At 69.3% G+C, this 20,632-nt stretch carries 19 protein-coding genes; 8 read left to right on the forward strand and 11 right to left on the reverse strand.

All coding sequences use genetic code 11. The annotated features are described in order from the left end of the window. The first annotated feature begins 6 nt into the window (after positions 1–6). Both AC37TH_RS06525 and AC37TH_RS06530 read left to right on the forward strand, forming a co-directional pair. Complete coding sequence (locus AC37TH_RS06525) at positions 7–1,023, forward strand: LacI family DNA-binding transcriptional regulator (protein WP_490763526.1); 1,017 nt, start codon at positions 7–9, stop codon at positions 1,021–1,023. A gap of 120 nt (positions 1,024–1,143) precedes the next feature. Then, complete coding sequence (locus AC37TH_RS06530; protein ID WP_490763527.1) at positions 1,144–2,256, forward strand: fatty acid desaturase family protein; 1,113 nt, start codon at positions 1,144–1,146, stop codon at positions 2,254–2,256. A gap of 82 nt (positions 2,257–2,338) precedes the next feature. Here AC37TH_RS06530 and AC37TH_RS06535 read toward each other — a convergent pair whose 3' ends face one another. Further along, positions 2,339–2,680 carry a YciI family protein gene (locus AC37TH_RS06535; protein ID WP_490763528.1) on the reverse strand — a complete coding sequence of 114 codons (342 nt, stop codon included), beginning with the start codon at positions 2,678–2,680 and terminating at the stop codon, positions 2,339–2,341. Positions 2,681–2,829: 149 nt separating this feature from the next. Between AC37TH_RS06535 and AC37TH_RS06540 the strand changes: the two genes are divergently transcribed. Further along, positions 2,830–3,561, forward strand: a complete 732-nt coding sequence (locus tag AC37TH_RS06540; protein WP_490763529.1) for a hypothetical protein — start codon at positions 2,830–2,832, stop codon at positions 3,559–3,561. Positions 3,562–3,630: 69 nt separating this feature from the next. On the opposite strand, the gene AC37TH_RS06545 is transcribed toward AC37TH_RS06540, so the two are convergent. The 3 genes from AC37TH_RS06545 to AC37TH_RS06555 form a co-directional block, all read right to left on the reverse strand. Continuing rightward, positions 3,631–4,641, reverse strand: a complete 1,011-nt coding sequence (locus AC37TH_RS06545) for a PHP domain-containing protein (protein ID WP_490763530.1) — start codon at positions 4,639–4,641, stop codon at positions 3,631–3,633. A 20-nt stretch (positions 4,642–4,661) separates the two neighbouring features. Continuing rightward, positions 4,662–6,077 (reverse strand): MFS transporter, encoded by a 1,416-nt coding sequence (locus AC37TH_RS06550; protein WP_490763531.1) that lies wholly within the window; start codon positions 6,075–6,077, stop codon positions 4,662–4,664. Between the two features lie 138 nt (positions 6,078–6,215). Continuing rightward, positions 6,216–6,791, reverse strand: a complete 576-nt coding sequence (locus tag AC37TH_RS06555; RefSeq protein WP_490763532.1) for a TetR/AcrR family transcriptional regulator — start codon at positions 6,789–6,791, stop codon at positions 6,216–6,218. A 99-nt stretch (positions 6,792–6,890) separates the two neighbouring features. On the opposite strand from AC37TH_RS06555, the gene acs reads away from it, so the two are divergent. After that, the gene (gene acs / locus AC37TH_RS06560) at positions 6,891–8,864 is read left to right on the forward strand and encodes an acetate--CoA ligase (protein WP_490763533.1); all 1,974 of its coding nucleotides are present in this window, start codon (positions 6,891–6,893) and stop codon (positions 8,862–8,864) included. Here the strand turns inward: acs and AC37TH_RS06565 are convergent. The 4 genes from AC37TH_RS06565 to treY form a co-directional block, all read right to left on the reverse strand. Next, positions 8,805–9,692, reverse strand: a complete 888-nt coding sequence (locus AC37TH_RS06565; protein ID WP_490763534.1) for a serine/threonine-protein kinase — start codon at positions 9,690–9,692, stop codon at positions 8,805–8,807. The two genes, acs and AC37TH_RS06565, sit on opposite strands and share 60 nt — an antisense overlap. After that, positions 9,692–11,731 (reverse strand): glycogen debranching protein GlgX, encoded by a 2,040-nt coding sequence (gene glgX, locus AC37TH_RS06570; RefSeq protein WP_490763535.1) that lies wholly within the window; start codon positions 11,729–11,731, stop codon positions 9,692–9,694. Before glgX ends, AC37TH_RS06565 begins: the two co-directional genes overlap by 1 nt. Positions 11,732–11,846: 115 nt before the next feature. After that, positions 11,847–13,532: a malto-oligosyltrehalose trehalohydrolase gene (gene treZ, locus AC37TH_RS06575; protein WP_490763536.1), complete on the reverse strand. Its 1,686-nt coding sequence runs from the start codon at positions 13,530–13,532 to the stop codon at positions 11,847–11,849. Continuing rightward, the gene (gene treY, locus AC37TH_RS06580; RefSeq protein ID WP_490763537.1) at positions 13,529–15,799 is read right to left on the reverse strand and encodes a malto-oligosyltrehalose synthase; all 2,271 of its coding nucleotides are present in this window, start codon (positions 15,797–15,799) and stop codon (positions 13,529–13,531) included. Before treY ends, treZ begins: the two co-directional genes overlap by 4 nt. 156 nt (positions 15,800–15,955) lie before the next feature. On the opposite strand from treY, the gene AC37TH_RS06585 reads away from it, so the two are divergent. Beyond that, positions 15,956–16,120 (forward strand): CsbD family protein, encoded by a 165-nt coding sequence (locus AC37TH_RS06585; RefSeq protein ID WP_490763538.1) that lies wholly within the window; start codon positions 15,956–15,958, stop codon positions 16,118–16,120. Positions 16,121–16,669: 549 nt separating this feature from the next. On the opposite strand, the gene AC37TH_RS06590 is transcribed toward AC37TH_RS06585, so the two are convergent. Beyond that, positions 16,670–17,641 carry an NADP-dependent oxidoreductase gene (locus tag AC37TH_RS06590; RefSeq protein WP_490763539.1) on the reverse strand — a complete coding sequence of 324 codons (972 nt, stop codon included), beginning with the start codon at positions 17,639–17,641 and terminating at the stop codon, positions 16,670–16,672. A gap of 144 nt (positions 17,642–17,785) precedes the next feature. On the opposite strand from AC37TH_RS06590, the gene AC37TH_RS06595 reads away from it, so the two are divergent. Then, positions 17,786–18,310 carry a VOC family protein gene (locus AC37TH_RS06595; RefSeq protein WP_490763540.1) on the forward strand — a complete coding sequence of 175 codons (525 nt, stop codon included), beginning with the start codon at positions 17,786–17,788 and terminating at the stop codon, positions 18,308–18,310. A gap of 51 nt (positions 18,311–18,361) precedes the next feature. On the opposite strand, the gene AC37TH_RS06600 is transcribed toward AC37TH_RS06595, so the two are convergent. Then, positions 18,362–18,712 (reverse strand): hypothetical protein, encoded by a 351-nt coding sequence (locus tag AC37TH_RS06600; RefSeq protein WP_490763541.1) that lies wholly within the window; start codon positions 18,710–18,712, stop codon positions 18,362–18,364. A gap of 36 nt (positions 18,713–18,748) precedes the next feature. After that, the gene (locus AC37TH_RS06605) at positions 18,749–19,717 is read right to left on the reverse strand and encodes a helix-turn-helix domain-containing protein (RefSeq protein ID WP_490763542.1); all 969 of its coding nucleotides are present in this window, start codon (positions 19,715–19,717) and stop codon (positions 18,749–18,751) included. 136 nt (positions 19,718–19,853) lie between these two features. On the opposite strand from AC37TH_RS06605, the gene AC37TH_RS06610 reads away from it, so the two are divergent. Both AC37TH_RS06610 and AC37TH_RS06615 read left to right on the forward strand, forming a co-directional pair. Next, positions 19,854–20,024: a hypothetical protein gene (locus tag AC37TH_RS06610; protein WP_490763543.1), complete on the forward strand. Its 171-nt coding sequence runs from the start codon at positions 19,854–19,856 to the stop codon at positions 20,022–20,024. A gap of 118 nt (positions 20,025–20,142) precedes the next feature. After that, entirely contained in the window at positions 20,143–20,601 is a 459-nt protein-coding gene (locus tag AC37TH_RS06615; RefSeq protein WP_490763544.1) for an SHOCT domain-containing protein, read from the forward strand. Positions 20,602–20,632: the final 31 nt, after the last annotated feature.

Raw genomic sequence — 20,632 nt, forward strand, 5'->3', positions numbered from 1 at the left:
TCAGTCATGGCCACCGACGCGCCCAAGAGGCGCCCGACGATCAACGACGTCGCAGACGCAGCAGGGGTATCCAGGGGGACCGTCTCGCGGGTGCTGAACGGCGGCCATTGGGTGAGCCCGGATGCGCACGCCGCGGTGACGGCGGCGATCAAGAAGACCGGCTATCGCATCAACGCGGCGGCCCGGAGTCTCGCGACCAACCGCACGCACTCGATCGCGTTCCTGCTGACCGAACCGCACGACCTGCTTTTCGAGGACCCCAACTTCTCCATCCTGATGCGCGGGGCAGCGGATGCGCTGGCCGAGCGCGACGTGTCCCTGGTGCTGATCATGGCGTCGACGGAGGACGAGCAGCGCAGGGCGCTCGACTTCATCGCGGCGGGATCGGTGGACGGCGTGCTCCTGGTCTCGTCACACAGCGGAGGGCAGAGCTTCGTCTCCGCGATCAACAAGCTCGGGCTGCCAGCCGTCGCCTGCGGCATCCCGTTGGGGTTCGAGCGCCGGATGGGCTACGTCACAGCCGACGACGAGCACGGGGCCCGCACGATGGTCGAGTATCTGCGCGACCAGGGCAGGCGTGTCGTCGCGACGATCGCCGGGCCGCAGGACACCTCGGGAGGGCAGCTCAGGCTCGCCGGATACCGTGCAGCGCTCGGCGACGACTTGGACGAGTCCCTCGTGGCCGAGGGCGACTACGGCCGCGCCAGCGGTGCCACCGCGATGCGCGCCATCCTGGAGCGTCGACCGGACGTGGATGCGGTCTTCGCCGCCAATGACCGTATGGCGGCAGCGGCGATCGCCGTCCTCGAGGAGAGCGGGCGACGGGTGCCGGAGGACGTTGCCGTCGCCGGCTTCGACGACTCGCCGGCGGCCGAGCAATCCACCCCCGCGATCACCACGATGCGCCAGCCGTTCGGCCGTATCAGCCGCGAAATGGTGCGCATGCTGCTGGAGCAGATCGACGGCGGGGACTTCGCCGCGATCGTGCTCCCGACGGAGTTGGTTCGCAGGGCCTCAGCCTAGGCTGAGCATTCGCCTGGGTGCAGGCGGTCGCACAGGTTGCCCGGGATATGGTTGGGCCATCCGGGCGAGCAGCCCACCACCATATTGGCTGGGAAGTCGATCCGATCGAACGGCCTGCCCATGGTATCGCTTGCCCCTACCCCCGCACTGCCGGCGTCCACGCTTGGTCCCATCCGTCGCACCGGCCCGCGCATCGAGCAGTCCGCCCCGGTCACGCAGAGCTTCAAGATCCTGCTGAACACGGTCCGCGATCAGGGCTTGCTCCGCCGGGCCCGCCTGTTCTACGCCCTCGTGGCCGGCGGTCTCGTCCTCGCACTCGGCGGCGCGGTCGCCGGGATGATCCTGCTTGGCGACAGCTGGTTCCAGCTGCTCATCGCCGCGTCTCTCGGCATCATCTTCACCCAGTTCGCCTTCCTCGCCCACGAGGCGTCGCACCGCCAGATCGCCAAATCCGGCCCGATGAACGACCGCCTCGGCCGGATGCTCGCCACGCTGGTCGTCGGCATCAGCTATTCGTGGTGGATGACGAAGCACACCCGTCACCACGCCAACCCGAACACCATCGGCAAAGACCCGGACATCGAGGTCGACACCATCTCGTTCATCGAGGAGGACGCCGCCAAGCGCACCGGCTTCCTCGCGGCGATCACCAGGAAGCAGGGCTACCTCTTCTTCCCGCTGCTGCTCCTCGAAGGCTTCAACCTGCACGGACGCTCGTTCAGCACGCTCTTCCAGCGCGGCAAGGTGGATGGCAGGGCCAAGGAGTTCACGTTCCTCGCGATCCGGTTCAGCCTCTACTTCGGCGCCATCTTCTGGCTGCTGCCGCTCGGCATGGCGTTCGCGTTCATCGGCGTGCAGCTCGCGGTCTTCGGCCTCTACATGGGTGCGAGCTTCGCGCCGAACCACAAGGGCATGCCCCTGATCGGCCGCGGAGTGAAGGTCGACTTCCTCAGCCGCCAGGTGCTCACCTCGCGCAACGTCGTCGGCCCGGGCATGACCGGTCTGCTCGGCGGGCTCAACTACCAGGTCGAGCACCACCTGTTCCCGAGCATGGCCAGGCCGCACCTGCGCAAGGCCGCCGCGATCGTCCGCGAGCACTGCCAGACCGAGAACATCCCGTACACCGAGACGACCCTGATCAACTCGTACGGAATCGTCATCGACTACCTCAACCGCGTCGGCCTCTCCGCCCGCGACCCGTTCGACTGTCCAGCAGCCGCCTCCATGCGCTAGCGGACCCAGCACCCCATCGAGTGGTCCCGAATCGCCGCACGCGCATCACGCGCACGGCGATTCGGGACCACTCGTTCGTTCGTCAGGCGCCGAGCGCCCGCACCTCGACGGGGGCGAAGCGCGCCTCGACGAAGCGCGACGCCAGCTCGACGGCACGGTCGATGCTCGCGACGTCGACCAGGTAGTAGCCGCCGACGAACTCCTTGCTCTCGGTGAACGGGCCGTCGGTGACGTGCACGCCCGCCGCATCCGTCCGCACCACGCGCGCGTTCGTCACGCTCAGCTCGTTCGTCTCGACCAGCTCGCCGTTCGCGATCAGCTCGCGCTGCACCTCCTGGTGCGCCTGCTCGAACTCGTCCTTCAGGTCCGCGTCCATCCTGGTCACGAACTCGTCGGTGTTGTAGATCGTCAGCAGATACTTCATCGTCGCCTCCTAGTGGCTCTCACTGTCACGTCGAACGGAACGACGCGGAATCGACACCTTCCCGAATGTACGCACGTTCAGGCTGAGCAGTGGCCGGAATCGGCATTTGCAGTGACCTTCGCGAAGCCTTTTGCTACTGTCGAACGGGTATGCAGTCCGCATCCACCAGCCCCCGCAGTCACGGCCGCCGCTCAGCGGTCCGTCGTGCTCCCCTGGCGACGGCGGAGTTGCGGTCGCCCGTCCATCACAGGATCGGGGTCGCGCTCGCGGTCATCGCGCTCGTCACCGGCTTCTCGATCGTGCCGACGGACGCCGCCCTCGCCGCGACCATCGCGGCTCCCGCAACCACCATCGCGCCGGACCAGGATGCGCCGGGCAACGCCCCACAGCAGCGCATCGACGTGGATGCGACCATCGCCGCCCCCGTCGTCTCCCGCGACGACCTCACGGCGACCGACGGCGTGCAGACGCTCAGCAACAACGGCACGAACGGCGACTGGGCCAAGCTGGTCCTGATGTTCGGCGGCTGGCCGCAGACCGACGCGAACGTGCAGGTGATGCTGCGCTGGATGCGCCAGGAGAACGGCCCGCCCGACTGGTGGAACCGCAACAACCCGTTGAACAACGGCTACGGTTCCGGCGGTGGCGCCGGACTCGGCAGCTACCCCGACCTCACGACTGCGGCCAAGTACGCCGCCGAGAACCTGCAGCGCGGCTACCCCGGCATCGTCGCGGGCCTCACCGCCGGCACGTCCGCCGACGCGACGGCCGCCGCCATCTGGGCGTCGCCGTGGGCCTCCAGCCACTACGGCAACGGCTCGCACTGGAGCACGGCCCCCGTCCAGCTCGTCAAGGCCCCCGCCTCCGCCTGGGGCCAGTAACCCTCATCATCGAGTCGGGACTTATGCACGCGACACACTGGCGTGTCGCGTACATAAGTCCCGACTCGATTATCTGGGGGCGAGCCAGGCGCGGAGGCGAGGGAGCGGCCAGGTGGTGATGATGCGATCGGCGGGCACGTTGTTGGCGGCTGCACGGGCCGCGCCGTATGCGAGGAAGTCGAGCTGGCCGGGGGCGTGGGCGTCGGTGTCGATGGAGAACAGGCACCCGGCGGCCAGGGCCAGTTGGATGAGGTCGTCCGGCGGGTCCTGACGCTCGGGCCGCGAGTTGATCTCGACCGCGACGTCGTTCTCCGCGCACGCCGCGAAGACGCGTTCCGCGTCGAACTCCGACGGCGGCCGGGTGCCGCGCGACCCGCTGACCAGGCGGCCGGTGCAGTGCCCGAGCACGTTGGTGTGCGGGTCGCGGATGCCGCCGAGCATCCTGGCGGTCATCGTGGCCTTGTCCGCCCGCAGCTTGGAGTGGACGCTCGCCACGACCACGTCCAGCCGACGGAGCAGTTCCGGGGTCTGGTCGAGTTCTCCGCTCTCCAGGATGTCCACTTCGATCCCGGTGAGCAGCTGCACCGGCCCCGCGTCCAGTGCCTCGATGATGTCGAGCTGCTCGGTGAGGCGTTCGGCGCTCAGCCCGTTGGCGACCGTGAGGTTGGGGGAGTGGTCGGTGATCGCCTGGTACTCGCGGCCGAGCGTCACGGCCGCCGCCGCCATCGCCTCGATGGGCGTAGTGCCGTCCGACCAGTCGGTGTGCGCGTGCAGGTCCCCGCGCAGGGCGGCTCGCAGCGCGTCCCCTCCTTCGGCCAGTGGATGCGCGTTCTTCTCCCGCAGGTCGGCCAGGTAGTCGGGCACCTGCCCGTCCACCGCTTGCGAGATCACCTGGAAGGTGCGGTCGCCGATCCCCTTGGTGCGTTTGAGTCGGCCGTCGGCCACCCGGTCGCGAAGGTCGTCCGTGCTGAGCGGCGCGATCGTGCCCGCCGCCCGCCGAAACGCCTGCACCTTGAAGGTCGGCGCAAGTTCACGCTCCAGCCAGAAGGCGATCTCGTTCAGGGCGTCGACGGCATCCATGGTGCCCATCATGCACCCGTTCAGCGTCGGCGGAGCAGGACGACGACGCCGGCTCCGATCAGGGCGAGGATCGCCGCACCGACGAACAGCGCGGAGAATCCGTCCGAGAGCGCGGTGGCCTGCGTCGCGCCCGAAGCGAGCCCCGCCGACGTACGTCCGGCCGCGATGGTGCCGAGGATGGCGAGGCCGAGCGCCCCGCCGATCTGCTGGCTGGTGTTCACCATCCCGCTCGCGAGTCCGGAGTCCGCTGTGGATGCTCCGTCGACCGCGAGTTGCGTCGCGGTCACGAACCCGGCGCCGAGGCCCGCACCGATCAGGATGCTCGGGCCGAGCAGTCCGCCGACGAACGACGCGTGCGGCCCCGCAGCGGCGAGCCAGAGCATCCCGGCGGCGAACACGACGAGTGCCGCCGCGAGCGTGGGCCGGAGGCCGACCTTCGCGACGACGGGCGGCACGACGGCGGCGATCACCACGAGCGCTCCGGCGAGGGGCAGCTGGCTGATCCCGGCGGTGAGCGCGTCGTAGCCGAGCACGTCCTGCAGGTAGACGGACAGCGCGAAGAAGAGGGCCGTCGTCGCGCCTCCGGCGAGGAGCATGACGAGGTTGCCGGTCGCCGCGTCGCGGTTGCGGAAGAACGCGAATGGGACCAGTGGATGCGCGGCCCGGCGCTCGACCACGACGAACGCGGCGAGCAGCGCGAGGGCGGCGGCCGCCGTTCCGAGCGTCACCGGGCTGGCCCAGCCGAGCTGCCCGGCGAAGCTGAGCGCGGCGACGAGGGCGGTGAGTCCGGCCGTGATCGTGGCGGCGCCCGCCGCATCCATGCGGGTGCGTTCGCCGGACGGGTCGCGGGAGATGAGCGACGGGATCACGGCGAGCACCACGATGCCGACGGGCACGTTCACGAAGAACACGGCCTGCCAGCCGAGGAGTGCGGTGAGCACGCCGCCGAGCAGCACACCGGCCGCGCTGCCGATCCCGGCCACCGCGCCCCAGACGCCGAGCGCTTTGACGCGGTCTCGGCCGGTGACGAACAGCTGCGTGACCAGGGCGAGCGACGCCGGGGCGAGCAGCGCGGCGGACGCACCCTGCACTGCGCGGGCCGTGAGGAGCATCCCGCCGCTGACTGAGAGCCCCGCGAGCGCGGACGCCGCGACGAAGCCCGCGACGCCGATCAGGAACATCCGGCGGTGGCCGAACCGGTCGGCGAGCCGCCCGCCGAGCAGGAGCAGGCCGCCGAACGGCAGCACGTACGCGGTGATGACCCAGGCGAGGGCAGCGGTGTCGAGGTGGAGCTGCGCGCCGAGCGTCGGGAGGGCGATGTTGACGATGGAGGCGTCGAGCACGACGAGGAACTGGGCGAGCGCGAGAACGCTGAGCGCCCACCAGCGGTGGGTGCTGCGGGTGGCGGCCGGAGCCGGGGCGGTCTGGATGGACATGAGCGATGCCTTTCGTGTGGTGAGTGACTGATCAGTCACTCTTGTGGGTGTGAAACGGAATGCTGGAAGAAGCGGAAGGGGTGGAAGAGGGGGCGGAAGCGGTGGGGTTGTGAACGTGGCCGCGCGAAATGCCTGCGACTACGCCGACGGCTCGGGGTGCCGGATCCCGGCGGTCAGGATGCGCGCCCAGTCGTCGCCGGCGTCTTCGATGCCGGTGGTGACGATGAGGTGGCACAGCTGCCCGAAGGCGATGAATCGCTGCACCTCGTCGTCGGTCGCGCCGGAGCGCGCCTTGGTGAAGCGAGTGATCCTCGCCAGCCCGCGGCGGAGGGCTGCGCCGATCTCGGGCACGGACGCCGCAGACTGCGCGTGCACCTGAAGCATGAGCAGCGAGCGGTCGGCGATGAGGTCGGCGTACGTGTCGCCCATCGCCCACAGGATGTCGGACGGCGCTTGCCCCTCGCTCGCCGCCGCGCCCGCCTCCAGCGCCTCCTCGATCCGGTCGAAGCAGCGTTCCAGGGCGGCGACGAACAGGGTCTCTTTGCCGGGGAACAGCTTGAATACGTACGCGGTGGAGATGCGAGCGTGCTCGGCGACGGCCGAGATGGGCGTGCCGAGGTAGCCGGAGGCCCCGAAGACGTCGATGGCGCTGGCGATCACGGTCTCGCGCCGTTCGTCGGCGGTGGAGAGGGTGGAGCGCGAGGTGGATGGCATGTGAGTGACTGTACACTCACTCTCCGCGCCGGGTCAAGCGTTACGCCCGCTTACGCCTCCCCGCGGCACCCCCTCCGCGCCCCCGCTACCGTCGAACGGGTGAGCTCCACCATCGAGAACCTCGGCCGCGAATCCCGCCTGTACCCGCCGTCCGCCGCCTTCGCAGCCCAGGCGAACGTCGGCGCGGAGGCCTTCGACGACGCGCGCGACGCCGTGTCCTTCTGGGAGCGGCAGGCCGCCCGCCTCGACTGGGCCGAACCGTGGCACACCGCCCACACCTGGGAGCCTGCGACGATCCAGGCCGACGGGGAGCTGAGCATCCCGCGCGCGGAGTGGTTCGCGGGCGGCAGGCTCAACGCCGCCGTCAACTGCGTCGACAGGCACGTGGATGCGGGCAACGGCGACAGGGTCGCCATCCACTTCGTCGGCGAGCCCGGCGACACCGAAACGATCACATACGCCGAGTTGCAGCGCCGGGTCGCGCAGGCGGCCAACGCGCTCACCGCGCTCGGCATCGGCCAGGGCGACCGGGTGGTCGTCTACCTGCCGGTGATCCCGGAGACCATTGTGATCACGCTCGCCATCGCGCGGGTCGGCGCCATCCACTCGCTGGTGTTCGGCGGGTTCTCCGCCGAGGCCCTGCGCTTCCGGGTGGAGGACACCGGCGCGAAACTGTTGGTCACCTCCGACGGGCAGTACCGTCGCGGAGTCGCCGTGCCGGTGAAGGCCAACGCGGATGCGGCCGTCGCGGGGGAGAACGCGATCGAGCACGTGCTCGTGGTGCGCCGAACCGGCGCCCTGACCCCGGACATCCCGTGGCAGGACGGCAGGGACGTCTGGTGGCACGATGTGGTCGACACCGCCCCCGACACCCACGAACCGGAGTTCTTCGACGCCGAGACGCCGCTCTTCATCATCTACACCTCGGGGACGACGGGAACACCGAAGGGTGTCGTGCACACCACCGGCGGCTATCTCACGCAGGCGTCGTGGAGCCACTGGGCGCTGTTCGACGCGAAGGAGTCCGACGTGTACTGGTGCACGGCCGACCTCGCCTGGGTCACGGCGCACACCTATGTGCTCTACGGCCCGTTCTCCAACGGCGCGACCTCCATGATCTACGAAGGCACCCCGAACACGCCGCACCCCGGGCGGCACTTCGAGATCATCGAGCGGTACGGCGTGACCACGTACTACACGGCGCCCACGCTCATCCGGACGTTCATGACGTGGTTCCCGGACGGTCTGGGCGACGACTGGGACCTGTCGAGCATCCGGTTGCTCGGCACGGTCGGCGAGGCCATCAACCCGGAGGCGTGGGTCTGGTTCCGCGAGCAACTCGGCGCCGGGACCGCCCCGGTGGTCGACACCTGGTGGCAGTCCGAGTCTGGCGCGGCCATCGTCGCGCCGCTGCCGGGCGTCACGGCGCTCAAGCCGGGCTCTGCGACCAACGCCGTGCCGGGGGTGACGGTGCGCGTCGTGGACGAGAACGGCGTCGACGTGCGGCGCGGCTCGGGAGGGTCCATCGTGATCGACGGCACCTGGCCGTCGATGGCGCGCACGGTCTGGGGCAACCCGGAGCGCTACCGCGACTCGTATTGGAAACCGTTCGCCGCGCACGGCTACTTCCTCGCCGGTGACGGTGCCGCCGTTGACGACGACGGGTACATCTGGCTGCTCGGTCGCCTCGACGACGTGATCAACGTGTCAGGCCACCGCCTGTCGACGATCGAGATCGAGTCGGCGCTGGTCGCGCATCCACAGGTCGGCGAGGCGGCCGTGGTCGGCGTGGACGACCCGACCACCGGGCAGGCCGTCGCCGCGTTCGTCGTGCCGAGCGGGGACGCCCCGGCGGAGCAGGTTCTCCGCGATCAGGTGACCCGCGAGATCGGCGCCATCGCGAAGCCGAAGCACATCGTCATCGTGCCGGACCTGCCGAAGACGCGCTCCGGCAAGATCATGCGCCGCCTGCTCGTCGACCTGTTCGACGGGCGGACGCTCGGCGACACCACGTCACTCCAGGACGAGACGGTCCCCGCCACCATTCGCGCGCTCCTCGACGAGCGCGTCTGACGCGATCACCGCCTCCCGGAACGCCGAGGTGAGGGCCGCGAACGTCGGGCGCGCAGCCGGGTCGCGCACCGTCATCGCGGTGAGCAACGGCGCCCAGTCGCCGGGGAGGTCCACCGGGATGGGCGGGTCGGCGCGCAGCCGCGCCAGCGCCGAGCCGACGGGATCGCCCGGAAAGGTGACCGTGCGCGTGAAGCACTCCAGCAGCACCAGCCCGAGCGAGTAGACGTCGCTCGCGGGGGTCGCGTGCTCCCTGGACGCCTGCTCGGGGCTCAGGTAGGCGGCCGTGCCTGTCGTGGTGCCCGACTCGTCCGGCTCCGGGCCGACGACGCCGCTGGCGATGCCGAAGTCGGTGATGCGCGCCCGCGCCCGGAAGCTCGTCGTGCCGTAGGAGACGAGCATGATGTTGGACGGCTTGATGTCGCGGTGGACCACGCCGTTGGCGTGCACGTACTCGAGCGCCTCCGACACGTCGTACGCGATTTCGGAGATCTCCCTGACCGTGAGCGCGCGCTGGCCGATGACGGTCTGCAGGTCGCTCCCGGAGACCAGCTCCATGACGAGGAACGGGCGCGGGTCGTCGAGCGTCGAGTAGTCGATCCCCGCGTCGATCAGCGAGACGATTCCGTGGTGACTGAGCCTGGCGAGCGCCGACTGCTCCCGCCGGTACTGGGCCATCTCCTCGTCGCCGCCGGAGCGGTACACCTTGATCGCGACCTCGCGGTCGAGCAGTTCGTCCGTCGCGCGGAACACCCGCGCCTCCCCTCCCCGGCCGATGAGGGTGTGCGCCCGGTAGCGTCCGAGCAGCGCGGGAACTTCGGCGTCCGCCATCACTCGCGCCTCGAACGCAGCAGCGCGAACGACGTCTCGCCGACGATCAACGACGCGGGATGCTCGACGGAGAGGTCCGGATCGCTCGTGAGTTCCAGCTCCCACGACCCGCCGACAGCCTGCGGCAGCGTGAACTCGACCCCGTTCTCCGACGCGTTGAGCAGCAGCAGGAAGCTGTCGGAGCCTGCGTGCCGCAGCTCGAACGCGATCGACTTGGCGTCGGCGTCGTCCCAATCCTCGTCGGCGAACGGCTCGCCGTCGGCGCGCAGGATGCACACCACGTCTGTCGTGCCGACCTCCGGCGCCTGCCGGTACCAATCCGGCCGGAGCGCGGGTTCGGCCGACCGCAACCGGATGAGCGCGGCGGTGAAGTCGCGCAGCTCGGTGTCCGCAGTCTCCCAGTCGAACCAGGAGATCTCGTCGTCCTGGCAGTACGCATTGTTGTTTCCCTGCTGGGTGCGGCCGATCTCGTCGCCGCCGAGGATCATCGGAACCCCGGCAGAGAGCAGCACCGTAGCGAGGAAGTTCTTGCGCTGCCTGGTCCGTCTGGCGAGGATGTCCGGATCGTCCGTCGGGCCTTCGGCGCCGTTGTTGCTCGACCGGTTGTCCGATTCGCCGTCGGCGTTGTCCTCGCCGTTTGCTTCGTTGTGCTTCTCGTCGTAACTGGTCAGGTCGGCGAGGGTGAAGCCGTCGTGGGCGGTGACGAAGTTGACGCTGGACAGCGGCGAGCGGCGGGAGTCCTCGTACACGTCCGGGCTGCCGAGGATGCGCTGCGACACGGTCGCGAGCATCCCGTCGGTGCCCCGCCAGAAGTCGCGCACGTCGTCGCGGAACTTCCCGTTCCACTCCGACCAGCCGGCCGGGAACCCGCCCACCTGATAGCCGGCGGTGTCCCAGGGCTCGGCGATCAGCTTGACCGTCGCGAGGATCGGGTCTTGCTGCACCAGGGTGAGGAACGCGCTGTGCAGACTGGCGTCCCCTCCCTGCCGGGTGAGCGTGGTCGCCAGATCGAACCGGAAGCCGTCGACGTGCATCTCGGTGACCCAGTAGCGCAGCGAGTCCATGATGAGCTGCAGAGCGGCCGGGTGGCTGACGTTGACACTGTTGCCTGTACCCGTCGTGTCGAAGTAGTGCTCGGGGTCGTCTTCGACGAGCCGGTAGTACGACGGGTTGTCGATGCCTTTGAGGCTGAGCGTCGGGCCGAGGTCGTTCCCCTCTGCGGTGTGGTTGTAGACCACGTCGAGGATCACTTCGAGACCGGCCGCGTGCAGCGCCTGCACCATCCCCTTGAACTCGTCGACCTGGGAGCCCGTGTCACCGGATGCGGAGTACTCGCCGTGCGGTGCGAAGAATCCGATGGTGTTGTAGCCCCAGTAGTTGCGCAGCCCCTTCTCCTGGAGGTGCGCATCCTGGAGGAACTGGTGAACGGGCATCAGCTCGACGGCGGTGACGCCGAGCGACGTCAGCTTCTCGACGGCCACCGGATGCGCGAGCCCGGCATAGGTGCCGCGCACGTCCTCCGGAACACCGTCGAGCAGCTTCGTGAAGCCCTTGACGTGCGTTTCGTATACGACGGTCTTGGACAATGGCGTCGCGGGCGGCCGGTCGTCTCCCCAGTCGAAGGATCGCGGGTCCGTCACGACCGCGAGGGCGACGTGCCCTGCTCCGTCCGTGTGATCGAGCGCTTCCGGGGCGTCCAGCTCGTGACCGAAGACCGCCTGTCCGGTGTCGAAGGCACCGGTGACGGCGCGAGCGTGCGGATCGAGGAGCACTTTGGCGTCGTTGAACCGGAGCCCGGCCTGCGGCTCCCAAGGACCGGCGACACGGAGGCCGTAGCGCGTGCCAGGGGTCAGCTCTGGGACGATCGCGTGGAACACGTGCCCCGTGCGCTCGGACAGTTCGTGCCGGGTCTCCGAGCCGTCCTCGGTGAAGATGCAGACGGTCACCGCGTCGGCGTTCTCGCTGTAGACGGCGACGTTCGCGCCATCGTCGACCAGCGTGACGCCAAGGGGGTGTGGGCGGGATGCCGTCGTCGTCATGCACGTCCCGTCGTATATTCCGTTGTGTTCATATCCGCCTCGCGCTCGACCGAATAGCTAGATTATCTAGATAATCGACCACACCACCACCCGTTGACACGGACGACCCACTCCGCTAACCCTGCGTGACCAGCACGGCATCGTCGAACCGGAGACGCGCCTCCACGTCGCCCGGCACGGACAGGCCGCTACCGGTCAGGCCGTCCCCGCTCAGGCTCACGAGTACGCGGAGCCTACCGCGGCGGAAGCCGAACACGTCGCCGTCGGACACCACCTCGGCGGCCGGGCTGTCGGCCGGGAGCTCGCGCCGGAGGGCGATCAGGTCGCGGTAGAACGCCAGCAGTCGCGCATGCTCCGGCTGCTCCGCCTCCGCCCAGTCGAGGCGGGAGCGCTCGAAGGTCGCCGGATCCTGGGGGTCGGGCACCACGGAAGGGTCCCAGCCCATCCGCGCGAACTCCGCGATCCTCCCGCGCGCTGTCGCCTCCCCGAGCTCCTTCTCCGGATGCGAGGTGAAGAACTGCCACGGCGTGGTGGCGCCCCACTCCTCTCCCATGAACAGCATCGGCGTGAACGGCCCGAGTAGCGTCAGGGTCGCTGCGACCGCGAGCTGGCCCTGATTCAGGGAGGCGGTGAGCCGGTCGCCGGTCGCGCGGTTGCCGATCTGGTCGTGGTCCTGGCTGAACGCGACCAGCCTGGCGTGCGGGATGTCCGCATCCAGTGGGCGGCCGTGATGGCGTTCGCGGAAACTCGACCAGGTGCCGTCGTGGAAGAATCCGCGCTCGAACACCTTGACGACCGAGCCAGGCCCGGCGAAGTCGGCGTAGTACCCGGCGGTCTCCCCGGTGAGATTCGCGTGGATGGCGTGGTGCACGTCGTCGTCCCACTGCGCGGCGATGCCGTAGCCGTGCCTGGCGCGGTCGCGGATCAGCCGTGGATCGTTGAGGTCGCTCTCCGCGATCAGGGTCAGCGGCCGGCCGAGTTCGGCGCTCAGCTCGTCCACCCGCGTCGCCAGCTCCTCCAGGATGTGCACGGCCCGGGCGTCATGGAGCGCGTGGACCGCATCCAGCCGCAGTCCGTCGACGTGCAGGTCGCGCAGCCAATAGAGCGCGTTGTCGACGATGTAACGGCGCACCTCGTCGGACTGCGGCCCGTCGAGGTTGACCGAGGCGCCCCACGTGCTGTGACCGTCTCCGAGGTACGGCCCGAACACCGGGAGGTAGTTGCCGCTCGGCCCCAGGTGGTTGTAGACGACGTCCTGCACCACGGCGATGCCGCGCGCGTGGCAGGCGTCCACGAACCGCTGATAGGCGGCAGGGCCGCCGTACGGTTCGTGCACCGCGTACCAGAGCACGCCGTCGTAGCCCCAGCCGTGCACCCCGTTGTAGGCGTTGACGGGGAGCAGCTCCACCGCATCCACCCCCAGGTGCACCAGGTGGTCGAGCTTCTCCGCGGCGGCGTCGAGGGTGCCATCGGGCGTGAACGTGCCGATGTGCAGTTCGTAGATCACCGCGCCGGTCAGGTCACGTCCTGCCCAGCCGTCGTCGGCCCAGGCGTGGGTGGACGGGTCGAACTCGCGGCTGAGCGCGTGGACGCCGTCCGGCTGCCGCAGCGAGTGCGGGTCGGGATGCGGTCCGTCGCCGTCGACCACGAACCCGTAGTCGAGCGGCTCGCCCCCAGCCGCCAGCGGCTGGTCAAGTCGCCACCACCCGTCGTCGCCGCGGCCGAGCGCGTTCTCCTGGCCGCCGACCACGACCGCCACCGTGGATGCGCCAGGCGCCCACACGGGAAACCGCCGGTTCACAGCGCCACCAGCAGCGCCACCGGATACCGCTCGAAGATCCGGGCGACGGGAGTCACGCCCTCGTGCTCCGCGCCGGTCAGCTCGTCGCGCATCCTTCGTCCTCCCAGATCGACGGTCGTGTGCGCCCATCCTCCCGCCGCCGCGAGGCCGATGGACAGCCGGGTGGCGAGCGCGAGGACGCCGCCGCGGTCGAACCCGATCACGTGCGCGGCCCGTTCGCCTGTCGCGAGCACGGGTCGGTAGGTCGTGAACAGGTCCGGTCTGTCACGACGCAGCCGGAGCGCGCGCGACGTCACGAGCAGCTTGGCCGCGCCGGACGAGTCGACCTCCGGGAGCCAGCCGTCGTCGAGGCGGGCGAGCAGTGCAGCGGCCACCTCGAACCCGACCGGACGCCGGTTGTCCGGATCGACCAGCGACTGCTCCCACAGCTCGCTGCCCTGGTAGACGTCCGGCATCCCGGGGGAGAGGAGCTGCAGGAGCTTCGCCCCCAGGCCGTTCGCCGCACCGGCCGCATCGATCCTGGCGACGATCGCCTCGACTTCTCCGCGCACGACGTGGTCGTCGTACGCAGCATCGACGAGCCCGAGCAGTCGCTCTTCGAACTCCGCGTCACCGTCTGTCCACGCTGTGCGCGTTCCCGCCTCGCGCGCTGCTTTCAGCGCGTAGTCGCGCAGGCGCTCGCGCGAGATCGGCCACGCGCCGACCGCCGCCTGCCACAGCCCGTCCTCCACGGAGGCGTCACCGATGGATGCGCGAGCCGAGACCTCCCGCAGGAAGCGAGCCCACGCCTCCGGCACCTCGGACAGCGCCGAGACCCTGGCCCGCGTGTCCTCTCCGCGCTTCGTGTCGTGCGTGCTGAGCACGGTCATCGAGGCGGGCAGCCTGCCCTGCCGGTCCAGCTGCCTGTCGTGGAACGTGGCGACGGGCACGGCGAATTCGGACGGGTCCGCCCCCACCTCGGTCAGCGAGATGAGGCGGGTGTACCGGTAGAACGCGTTGTCCTCGACGCCCTTGGCCATGATCATGCCGCTGGTCTGCTGGAAACGGATCGCGGCGGGGTCCGCAGGGTCGGCGAGGCGTTCTGCGACGCGGGCGACGGCGTCACCGAGGTCCGGCCGGGAGGCGATGGCCGCATCCCGTGCAGCGTGCAGGTTGTCGAGACCGAACGGAAGGTAGCTGCGGTATACCGGGAAGCACGCCGCGAGCTCCGCGACCGCGTCGACCGTGGCGTCCTCCGCGGTGCCGCCGTCCAGCAGCCGCGCGATGCGCCGCACCTCCGAGTTCAGGATGCCGTCGGCCACGGCGCGCTTGCGGTCGTGCACCAGCGCCGCCCAGTCGTCGGTCCCGTTTCGCGCACCGGCGAGGGTGGTGAGCGCCTCCTTGCCGGCCGGGTCGACGAAGGCGCGGTCGATCAGTGCGAGGGCGTCGTAGCCGGTGGTGCCGGCTACCGGCCAGTCGGGGATGCGCTCGTCACCCTCCAGGATCTTCTCCACCCACACCGGCTTCCCCTCCGCGAGCGCGGACAGGCGTTCCAGGTAGCCGCCGGGGTCGGCGAGGCCGTCCGGATGGTCGACCCTCAGCCCGTCCACCAGCCCGTCGCGCATCCATCGGCCGATCTCGGCGTGCGACTCGTCGAAGACCCGCTCGTCTTCCACCCGGATGCCGGCCAGCGTGTTCACCGCGAAGAACCGGCGATAGTTGAGTTCGCTGTCGGCGCGGCGCCACGAGACCAGTTCGTAGTGCTGGCGGTCGTGCACCTCACCGGGCGTTCCGTCCTCCGTGCCGGGCGCGAGCGGGAAGCGGTGCTCGAAGTATCGGAGCTCTCCGTCCTCGATCCGCAGCTGCGCGATGTCGTCGTCTCCGCCCAGAATCGGGAGGCGCACCCGACCGTCCGCGGCCGCCCAGTCGATGTCGAAATGGTCGGCGAACGCAGAATCCTGACCGTTCGTCAGCACGTCCCACCACCAGGCGTTCAGCCGCGGGGTCGCGATTCCCATGTGGTTGGGGACGATGTCGACCAGCACGCGCAGACCGCGCCGGTGGGCCGCGTCGGAGAGCGCACGGAGAGCCTCCGCCCCGCCGCGTGCGTGGTCCACCCGCGAATGGTCGACGACGTCGTAGCCGTGGGCTGAACCCGGTTCCGCCTCCAGCAGAGGGGAGAGGTACACCCAGCCCACCCCGAGCCTCCGCAGGTAGCCGAGGGTCTGCGCGGCGTCACGCAATTGGAAGTCGGGCGAGATCTGAAGGCGATAGCTACTGGTGCTCACCTCGCCATCCTCTTCGCGTCCGTCCGTGCAGGGAAGGGGGTAGCCACCCTTCGAGAATGCTGGCAAGGGGGTAGCCCACATTGCGGAGGCGTGGGAACGTCGAAGACAGGTCGGCAGGATTGCCGGCCGCGACAGCTTGAGAAAGGGAGGATCGTCATGGGACTCGACGACAAGATCCAGAACGCTGCAGAGAAGACCGGCGGCCAGGCCAAGGAGACCACGGGCAAGGTCACCGGCAACGAGCGCCTCGAAGCCGAGGGCAAGGCCGACAAGGCGAAGGCCGACCTCAAGAACGCCGGCGAGAAGGTCAGGCGGCTTTGAGCAAGGACTGACGGGTTCAAGGATTGACGCGTTCAAGGACTGACGCCCGCTCGTGCGGGTGACGACGGCCGGACCCGGAAACGGGTCCGGCCGTCGTCGTCTGCCAACCGTGCGGCCGGCACCGAGGATTCACGGGGTGTTCACATGGCGTTTACCGACTTCCGGGAGTAAATTCCGGTGAATGGGCGATCGTGTTGATCGCGTCAGGGCCTGGCGCGGAGTGGGCATCGGGATCGCGCTCGCCGTTTTGACGCTGATCGCGACCGCTGCGCTCGCCGTGGCCATCCCCACGCAGGGTGAGAATCCCGGGGCGTGGGGTGTGATCGTGTGCGGTGTTCTCACGCTCGGGCTATGTGTTCAGCTGGCCAGGCGGAACTGGCACAGGATCCGCCATTACCGCGGCGACGACCTCCCGCTCGGGCATCAGGGCGCAAGAAACCGTACGACCGGTTAACGCGAGTATTTTGTTCACGAGGCGCCGGTGTGGGCCGACGTCGTCACGGGGGTTACGGCGCGCCCGCCGGCGCCTCAGCTATCCGTGCGACTCTGTCACGCGGCAGGGGCGGTTCCGTCGGCCTCCGGCACCAGGATGACCTTCCCTCCCGGATGACCGGACTCCACCAGCCGTAGCGCGTCAGCCGCTTCGGCGAGCGGGAACGTCCTGGCGATCTCGACCACGAACTCGCCGCGCGCGATCAGGTCGAGCGCCACCTGGTAAGCCTCCGCTCGCCACGCCTGCTCCTCCGGAGTGAGCGGCAGCGGGTTGCCGCCCGCCCACGCCAGGATGCCGAGCCCTGCCGCCTTGGCGCCCATCACGATCGTGCCGATGTGCGAGCGCTCATCCGTCAGCTCGAACGACGCCTCCAGTGCTTCGTCGGTGCCGATCGCATCCAGGATGCGGTCGTAGCCCTCCGGCGCCGCCTCCCGGAGGCGACCGACCAGCCCAGGACCGTACGCCACCGGGATCGCCCCGAGGGCGCGCAGCGCAGCGTGGTTGACCGGAGACGCGGTGGCCACCACCGTCACGCCGTCGCGGCGCGCGAGCTGGATCGCCGCGCGTCCGACACTTCCGGAGCCGCCGTGGATCAGCAGCGTCGACCCCGGCGCGACGCCGAGCGACCGCAGCGCCTGGTATGCCGTGCTCACCGGAACGCCGATCGCGGCGGCCTGCTCCCAGGTGACGGCGGACGGCTTCCGCACCAGCTGGCCAGTGGATGCGGTGAGGTGCGTCGCATAGGCAGCGTGCGCCCCGCGCACCACCACTTCGTCGCCCGCGTTCCAGCCGCTCGCCCCCGCCCCGAGTTCGGCGACAACGCCCGCGGCGTCCGTCCCGACGCCCCGAGGCCCGGTGATCGGACCGCTCGGCCGCAGCCCCGACCGGATCTTCCCGTCGATCGGGTTCACGCCAGCGGCGCGCACCTCCACGACGACCCCGCCGTCCGGCGCGTGCGGCGTCTCCACCTCCACGACCTCCAGCACTTCGGGTCCGCCGAACCGCTCATACTGCACTCGCTTCGCCACTGTTCTCTGCTTTCTGTCCGTCCGCGTCTCTCGAAACTATCGACTCCGAACGCCGGACGACTATCCTTGGGCTGTGATTACCGGATCGGCTCCATGCCACGCACAGGTTGGTAAACCGGTCGTTCTCTGAGGTTCCAGCGGTCAGTGCGACCGTCGGCTCCGATCTTCTTCTGGCTCGAGCAACTGGCTCGCCGCGCACGGGCGCCCCCGCGTTCTGTCGCGCCCTTCGTCTGCCACCGGCAGCGAACGGCATCGAGGACACCCAGACACACGACACAGATAAGGAGAACCACCATTTCAGCAACGTTCAACCACACCATCATCGCCTCGAAGGATCGCACCGAGTCCGCCGCGTTCTATCGGGAGCTCATCGAAGCGTCCGAAGCCCCATCGTGGGGCCCGTTCACCAACATCCTCCTCGACGGCGGAGTGATGCTGCAGTTCGCGGAGCCACCCGTCGAGATCCAGATGCAGCACTATGCGTTCCTGGTCGATGATGAGCTCTTCGACCGCGCATACGCGCGCCTGGTCGCCTGGGAGCTGACCCACTGGGCCGACCCGCAGATGACCCGCCCCAACGAGACGAACACCGAGCACGGAGGTCGCGGGGTCTACTTCAAGGACCCGGCCGGACACGCCATCGAACTCCTCACTCAGCCGTACCTGTAGGAGCTCCGGCAGCAGGGGACGCCCGTCCGGCACACGCCGGATGGGCGTTCCCTAGCGCTGAAGGAGCCGGAGCCTTTCCGGTGCGGGAAAGGGCAGCGTGTAGTAGATCTGGGGCGCGGTCATGTCGCCCCAGTCGTCCTTCTTCACCCGGATCTCCTGGGCGGACACTTCCGCCAGGCGCACGCGCAGCCAGCGACCGTCTTCGAGTTGAAGCTCGAAAGGCTCGGCGAGATATCCGATGCCGAGAGCATCGAGCGCTTCCTCAGCGTCGAGCCACGGGACGACGCCGGTCACCTCGCGCCCGAGAAGATCGATCGCGACGAACCCGTCCCCGACGGGTTTCATCCACCCCAGGATCTCCCCATCCATCCCCCGGCGATGCTCGATCCCGTTTTTCGACATGCTGAGGAGCCTACCGACCCAGCCGCCCGGGATCGCTCAGATGACCGACGCGGACTCGCGGCGGGCGAACGCGGCGCGGTAGCGCGTCGGCGCGACGCCGACCTCCGCGTCGAAGTGGTGACGCAGCAGGGTCGCGCTGGCGAACCCGCAGCGGCGGGCCACCTCATCCACGGGAAGGTCGGTGGTCTCCAGCAGCAACCGGGCGTGCAGGATGCGCTGGGTCGTCAGCCACTGCATGGGCGACACCCCGGTCTCCGCCACGAACCGCCGGGAGAAGCTGCGGGTGGACATGTGCACGCGCTCGGCGAGCGCTCCGACCGTGTGGTTGCCGTCGAGGTTGTCGGTGAGGTGGTCGAGCAGTTCGGTGAACGTGTCGTCGGTGCAGTCCGAGACCGGCCGTTCGATGTATTGCCGCTGTCCGCCGTCGCGCTGCGGGGGGACGACCATGTTGCGGGCGATCGTGTTGGCCGTCGCGCTGCCGAGCTCTCTGCGGACGAGGTGCAGGCTCGCGTCCACGCCCGCCGAGGTGCCGGCGCTGGTGATGAGGTCGCCGTCGTCGACGAACAGCACGTCCGGGTCGACGTCGGCGGCAGGATAGCGGCGAGCCAGTTCGTCCGCGTACCGCCAGTGCGTCGTGACCTTGCGGCCGTCGAGCAGACCAGCCGCACCCAGGATGAACGCGCCGGAGCACACGCTGAGCAGGATCGCACCGCGAGCGGAGGCGCGGCGCAGGCCGTCGAGCAGTTCCGGAGGGTAGTCGTCCCTGATGCGGGCGGCGGGCACGGCGATCAGGTCGGCGTCGTCCATCGCTTCCAGGCCGTATGGCGCGATGATCGGGGCGCCTGTCGGATTCGGGATGGGGACGCCGGGCTGGATCGCGCAGACGCGGAAGTCGAACGGGGTGATTCCGGCGTAGCTGCGATCGAGGCCGAAGACCTCGCAGACCACACCGAACTCGAACATGGCGAAGTCGTCAATGAGCGGCACTGCGACAGAGCGGATCATGTCCACAGCCTAGTGGCCGAATCTTTGCGAAGAAAGACCTCAGGCCATCTCGTGGCCGAATCTTTCCCTCCGTAACGTTAACGTCATGGCACAGGGAATCTTCACACAGGGAATGGAACACGGGTGGATCGGGCGCGTGGCGAACACGCAGAGCGCGACCGAGCGCATCCCGCGTCGTCGGCGCTTCGTGCTGAGCGAGTGGCTGCCGGCGGCAATGCAGGCACGCGGACAGCGCGTGGACCGCGAGACCGATCGCGCGTACTCCGATCTCAGCGCGGCGAGGGATGCGCGCGAAACCGGTCGCTGAGCTGATTCGGCCCGTCGAGACGAACCGCAATACGGTCTAGACGAGCCTGACCACCCCGCGCTACTCTCAGCGCAAACCCAGCTACGTCCGGCTCGGGTCACGGAGGGTGGAGTAAAACATGTGGGACAACTTCTGGAACATCATCTGGCTCTTCTTCTGGAGCTTCGCGTTCATCGCGTATCTGTTCGCGCTGTTCTCGATCATCGGTGACCTGTTCCGCGACCACAAGCTCAACGGCTGGTGGAAGGCGCTGTGGATCATCTTCCTGATCTTCGTGCCCTTCCTCACTGCGCTGGTCTACCTGATCGCGCGCGGCCCAGGCATGGCAGAACGCAGTCAGAAGGAAGCGCGTCAGGTTCAGAGCGCGACCGACGACTACATCCGCACGGTAGCGGCAGCGAGCCCGGCGGACGAGATCGCCAAGGCCAAGCAGCTCCTCGACCAGGGTGTCATCACCCCGGAGGAGTTCGCGCACCTCAAGGCCCGCGCGCTCGCGCACCCCGGAACAGCGGCTCCGGCTGCGCCCGCTGCGGCCCCGGCTGCGCCTCCCGCGCCGCCCGCCGCTCCCACCGTCTGACCCCAGCCATCGAGCCCAGGCTTTTTCGCGG

The organism is Leifsonia sp. McL0627 (assembly GCF_058244615.1).

What these genes read in the sequence shown, in the direction of transcription:
- AC37TH_RS06555 (WP_490763532.1), bottom strand. Translation starts at nt 6,791, where the DNA reads ATGCCATCCACCTCGCGCTCCACCCTCTCCACCGCCGACGAACGGCGC.
- AC37TH_RS06530 (WP_490763527.1), top strand. Translation starts at nt 1,144, where the DNA reads ATGGTATCGCTTGCCCCTACCCCCGCACTGCCGGCGTCCACGCTTGGT.
- AC37TH_RS06525 (WP_490763526.1), top strand. Translation starts at nt 7, where the DNA reads ATGGCCACCGACGCGCCCAAGAGGCGCCCGACGATCAACGACGTCGCA.
- AC37TH_RS06600 (WP_490763541.1), bottom strand. Translation starts at nt 18,712, where the DNA reads ATGTCGAAAAACGGGATCGAGCATCGCCGGGGGATGGATGGGGAGATC.
- AC37TH_RS06615 (WP_490763544.1), top strand. Translation starts at nt 20,143, where the DNA reads ATGTGGGACAACTTCTGGAACATCATCTGGCTCTTCTTCTGGAGCTTC.
- AC37TH_RS06550 (WP_490763531.1), bottom strand. Translation starts at nt 6,077, where the DNA reads ATGTCCATCCAGACCGCCCCGGCTCCGGCCGCCACCCGCAGCACCCAC.
- AC37TH_RS06540 (WP_490763529.1), top strand. Translation starts at nt 2,830, where the DNA reads ATGCAGTCCGCATCCACCAGCCCCCGCAGTCACGGCCGCCGCTCAGCG.
- AC37TH_RS06605 (WP_490763542.1), bottom strand. Translation starts at nt 19,717, where the DNA reads ATGATCCGCTCTGTCGCAGTGCCGCTCATTGACGACTTCGCCATGTTC.
- AC37TH_RS06585 (WP_490763538.1), top strand. Translation starts at nt 15,956, where the DNA reads ATGGGACTCGACGACAAGATCCAGAACGCTGCAGAGAAGACCGGCGGC.
- AC37TH_RS06535 (WP_490763528.1), bottom strand. Translation starts at nt 2,680, where the DNA reads ATGAAGTATCTGCTGACGATCTACAACACCGACGAGTTCGTGACCAGG.
- AC37TH_RS06545 (WP_490763530.1), bottom strand. Translation starts at nt 4,641, where the DNA reads ATGGATGCCGTCGACGCCCTGAACGAGATCGCCTTCTGGCTGGAGCGT.
- AC37TH_RS06565 (WP_490763534.1), bottom strand. Translation starts at nt 9,692, where the DNA reads ATGGCGGACGCCGAAGTTCCCGCGCTGCTCGGACGCTACCGGGCGCAC.
- glgX (WP_490763535.1), bottom strand. Translation starts at nt 11,731, where the DNA reads ATGACGACGACGGCATCCCGCCCACACCCCCTTGGCGTCACGCTGGTC.